The sequence below is a fragment of the Algoriphagus sp. genome, from assembly GCF_024642405.1.
Classification (GTDB): Bacteria; Bacteroidota; Bacteroidia; order Cytophagales; family Cyclobacteriaceae; genus Algoriphagus.
On record NZ_JAHEBC010000273.1, the window covers coordinates 1 to 5,250 of the forward strand.

The 5,250-nt window shown below is 40.4% G+C and carries 2 protein-coding genes; both read left to right on the plus strand.

Features of this window, described 5'->3' with window-relative positions; all coding sequences use genetic code 11:
• Positions 1 to 437: 437 nt before the first annotated feature.
• Positions 438 to 4,778 carry a hybrid sensor histidine kinase/response regulator transcription factor gene (locus tag Q0L68_RS15910; protein WP_296705109.1) on the plus strand — a complete coding sequence of 1,447 codons (4,341 nt, stop codon included), beginning with the start codon at positions 438 to 440 and terminating at the stop codon, positions 4,776 to 4,778.
• A 201-nt stretch (positions 4,779 to 4,979) separates the two neighbouring features.
• Positions 4,980 to 5,250, plus strand: a 271-nt coding sequence (locus tag Q0L68_RS15915) for a DUF308 domain-containing protein (protein WP_296705111.1), incomplete at its 3' end; no start/stop codon positions are given.

Here is a 5,250-nt window from a genome sequence, read left to right on the forward strand (position 1 = left end):
GCGACGGATCTTTTGAATACCATGGTAATCAATAAGACGGTAACTGGAAATGATTTCTCTTACACAAGTGCTGATTACTATGAAACTCAAGTCTTCCGTATCGGATATACCTATAAGTTTTGACCAAAGAAGCGCTAAGTCAGTCTTCCGCCAGGTTAGGGTGAAGTTGTATAAAGTAAGGAAGTAGTCAGAAGGAGAGTGAATATCCTAAGCTTCAATGAAATACTTCAAATTAAGTCTTTACTATGAAAGTATAGATCAATCCTGCTTCATGGGGAAATTATGAATTGAACCATTGAAAAATGTGAATTGATTACTTTAAACCCTTTTTTTTAGGTAATATAGTTTTTACTTCAAAGCTTCAACAAACAAATAGTTTACTGAAAGTGAAAACCAAATTGCTCCGACAATTCTTTTTTCAAATCATTTTTTTCGGTTTGTCGCACGGATTATCCGCACAGGGAAATATGCTTCGACCAATCACCTCTAAGGTTGCAGGAATTGAGCATTATACCCTATCCAATGGTCTGGCGGCGAATTGTGTAGATCAGGGGTTTGTTGACCACAAAGGAAGGCTTTGGTTTAATCCATGTGGAGATTCGGCATTTGAGTATAGATTATCCTTTTTTCAGTATGATGGCACCCAGAGTTTTTTTTATGAGCTAAGACCAGATTGGCTTTTGGAAAAAGAAATGACTCCGGTCCTTTATGTTCTAGGAGAAACATCCGATGGGTTTTTATATGGTTCGGATCGTGAAAATAGAATTCTTTTTTACTGGCATCCGGATACTCGAGAGCAGCGCTTTTTCAAATTAGAATCTGAAGAGGTTCTCTTAAATATGGATTCGGACGAAAACGGTGAAATCCTAGCACTTACCCTAAATCAATCAGAAGCAACCTATCGTATTTTTGGTTTATTTGTTGATAAACCCTTGGAAGTTACCATTCAACTTGATTTCAAAGAGGACTTTATACCTACTACTCCCAGTCAATTTGCATTTCCATTTGAAGTCTCTGCAGATGAGGCGTATTTCTTTCATCAGCGAAAGGGCTTAGTCAAGTTCGATCGAAACCTAGGAAAAATAGACTTTACTCCTTGGCGAGACTTTACCAATATTTTACCCGTTCTCACAAATTATTTAGATATCCCTGAACCTCGTGAATCCGTTTCCCAAATTCCGCAAACCAGTTTGGAATGGAAAATTATAGATCTTAATAAAGACGAATTGCTCCTTTTCCTGGGGATGCAAAATGGTTTTTTCACGCTTAATGTCACTACAAATACGCTAACCCCAAATGACTTTCTAACTAATCGACTCCTTGTACCAAACAAAGGAGGAGAAGGAGCTATGATTGACCGCGTGGTGAAAGGTGCACAAGGTGGGGGTTACTTGCTTCGGGTTTATTTCACCAGAGACCAATCCAATAACATTTTGATTACTTCAGGATATTTTGATCCCTGGACAGCAACTAAAGAAATTGAGAATTTTCAAGCCGTTTTAAGGGATGAAAAAGGGGTGTGGTATGATTATTCAGAGCCAATACTGGTATTAAAGAATACAAATGAAACTTCATTCCATGTTTCTGGAGGATACTTTAGCGGTGATTTCAGATTCGGTTTAGGAACCACCGCTATACAGGAAGGATTGGCTATTCTGGGATTACAATCAGACTTGGGGATCTCCACCATCACGATGTTTCCTACCTACCGTGCCAGTGCTATCAGAAACCTGGACAGCACGACTTTAATGGTTAATTCTAATCTCCAGGTCCAGCGATTTGAAAAGCAGGGTGGCAGATGGTCTGCAGATTTATTCAAGACGACTCCGGAGATGCGGGTTCAAAACAATCGCCTGATCCCTGGGGGATATCATATACAGGCCAGAGATTTTTCTCCCCTGATTATTAAAGACGAAAAGGTTTGGATGTCGGCTGCTTGGTATGAACCAAAAGAGAGAACCGGTTTGCAATGGTATGATCCAAAGACAAATGAGTCCGATCATATTCCAATTGAGGTGAAATTCCAAAAATTTACTTTTATCAATGAGGATGAGGTGGTGCTTTTCACGGATTATGGAACTTTTGAACGTGCAGGGGACATGTACCTTTTTAATATCCGAACAAAAGAACTACGACCGTTTTTAATTAATAATGTGCCATTCAGTGTGGGAGCCATGGTGAATGACTTAGTTTTTGGTAAGCAAAATTTGCTTTGGGTTGGGGCTCAAAATGGCCTTTGGCAAATAGATGTTTCGGGTGGGAAAGCCAATCATTTCAATCAGTCTGAATACCTAAAGAATCAAAATGTCCTTTCTATTAGTCAAGGGGAGAATGGAGAGGTTTGGCTTGGAACGAATAAATCTGGGGTTTTTATTTTCAATCCTGATTCAGGAAATATTAAACAGGTGTCAGTAGCCGAGGGACTCTCTAATAATACTGCAGTTGGAATTCTAAAAGATGATGATCAGAATCGCTGGGTTTCTACAAACGAAGGAATTAACATCCTGGATGCTAATGGGAAGGTGCTTCATATACTTAAAAAGAATGATGGGTTAGGTAGCGACAACTTTAATCATTCTTCTTATGCAAAACTTCTGGATGGACAATTAGCTTTTGGAAGCGCAGGTGTAGTAAGTGTTTTTGACCCAAAACTTGTGATTGAGGCTTTGTCAAAAAGGAAATCCTTAAACATCTATCTGACTGGTTTATCCTATACAGCCAAGGATAAAAATCAAAAGATGGACTTGCAAGGCTCTCTAGGATTAGGAGAGGCTATCCAAATTCCTGCTGCTCAGCGGTATTTAAGTCTTGATTTTGCCATATCAGATTATGTCAACTTGGACCAACATACCTACCGATACAGGATTTTGCCCAAAGGGTATTCAGATGAACAGGCTTCGACTGTCCTTTGGATAAATATTGGATCCGAATCTCAGGTTACCATTAATAATTTGCCCGCTGGAGAACACATTGTCCAAGTTACTGGCAGTGATATCCACTCCAATCAAGTGGTGGAGCCACTAGAGATTCCAATTCAAGTCGGTGAATTTTTTTATCGTCAATGGTGGTTTTACTTCCTTTTGTCTATTCCCATTATCCTGGTTGCTTTTACATGGATAAGGCGAATAAATTCTGAAAGGGGTAGACTTGAAATCGAGGTAGAGCGTCGCACAGCACAAATCCGAAAAGATAAAGGAACCATTGAAAAGCAAGCCATCCAATTGCAGGAAATTGATGAAGCTAAATCTCGCTTTTTCACCAATATCTCGCATGAGTTTCGAACTCCATTAACTGTTATTTTGGGGATGTCTGAGCAAATTGAAGGCTCATCACGGATTGGGAAACTAATCAGACGAAATGCCAACCATTTGCTCGGTTTGATCAATCAAATCCTAAATCTCAGAAAGTTGGAATCCGGTAGCATTTCTGCCCAATTTATCCAAGGAGATATGGTAGCCTATCTCCAATACCTTATCGAATCTTTTCATTCACTTGCCGAGGATCAGAATGTACAGTTGAGGTTTGAATCCTCTCAGAAAAGGCTCTTTCTAGATTACGACCCGGAAAAAATACTCCATATCGTCTCCAATTTGCTGATCAATGCCATAAAATTCACACCTGCAGATGGAGAGGTTATTGTCGCACTTAAGAGTCAACTAAATAAAGACAATTCCACTTATTCTATTTCGGTAGCAGATACGGGTGTCGGTATTCCAGCTGAAAAACTCGAACATATTTTCGACCGCTTCTACCAAGTGGATGATGAAGTAAGCCGTACGGGAAGCGGAACCGGTATAGGATTAACGTTAGTGAAGGAATTGGCGAAGCTTCTAAGTGGCGAAGTAACGGTTGAAAGCAAGCAAGGACTGGGGACAACCTTTTGCGTGACGCTACCCCTGACGAATCTGGCTGATTTGGAAAAGGAGACAACGGAATCTGCGCTCTCTGTAATACCATTAATGGAGAATTTGTCTGATCCGACCTTTGATTTGAATGGAACGGAAAACCCAAGTTTGCCACAATTGCTTATCGTGGAGGATAATGCCGATGTACGTGAGTACCTCAGTGCATGCCTCAGAGAAGATTATCAGTTAACTTTTGCGGTGGATGGACAAGAAGGGGTCGATGTCGCTCTTGAAAAGGTTCCCGACATAATTATCAGTGATGTGATGATGCCTAAAGTAAACGGATTTGAGCTTTGCAACACGCTGAAAACAGATGTCCGAACCAGTCATATTCCTATAATACTACTCACAGCTAAAGCTGATTTGGATTCCAGAATCACTGGATTAAAGTGTAGAGCAGATGCTTATCTGGCCAAACCATTTGATCAAAGAGAGCTGCAAACCCAACTTCAAAACCTACTTACCCTTCGCCAACAATTACGCGAGCGATATAAAAGGGTAGAGAACCTTCAGCCAACAGAAGATGTAGCCATCAAACAGGAGGATCAGTTTATCATTCATCTTCGGGAAACTATCCTCGAAAACATGACCGAAGAAAAGTTTGGGGTTTCTGACCTGTGTAAAAAGATTGGCATGAGTCGAACCCAGTTACACAATAAGATCAAATCACTCACTGACCGATCTGCTTCGGCCTTCATCCGCCTTGTTCGAATAGAAAAAGCCTGCGTACTATTAGGTGATCCCAACTTCAACATAGGCCAGGTAGCCTTAGAAGTTGGCATAGAAAGCCTACCTTATTTTTCAGAGTTGTTCCGACAGGAAAAAGGGCTCTCACCCAATAAATACAGGGAAAAGCTACATTTAGAACAATAGCTTAAGTATTCCGAACAATAGCTTAAGCACTTCATTTTCCCTCCCCATATCTTTATTGTGTTGTTGATTCTTACTGAATGACATGTTCATTTAGGCTGAATCAATTTATAGGTAATGTGATGCAAATTATTGCCGCTCGCAACTTTTTTAAGAACCATTTTAACCAATAAAAATATGATGACTTTGAAAAAACACTGGTGGTTGGCCCTATTGAGAGGCATTATCTTAACCATTCTAGCAATCTACATCTTCCAGAACCCGGTCAGTGCGCTGGTTGGAATAGCGATCTATATTAGTATCAGTTTACTATTTACCGGGATCACTCAAATCATCGTATCCCTTGCGGCCAAAGACACCATCGAGAATTGGGGTTGGGGTTTAGCAGGAGGAATTATCGATATCCTATTTGCAGGGGTTTTATTGTCTAACCCCTCTCTTTCCGCAGCATCCTTGCCGTTTGCAGTTGGTTTCT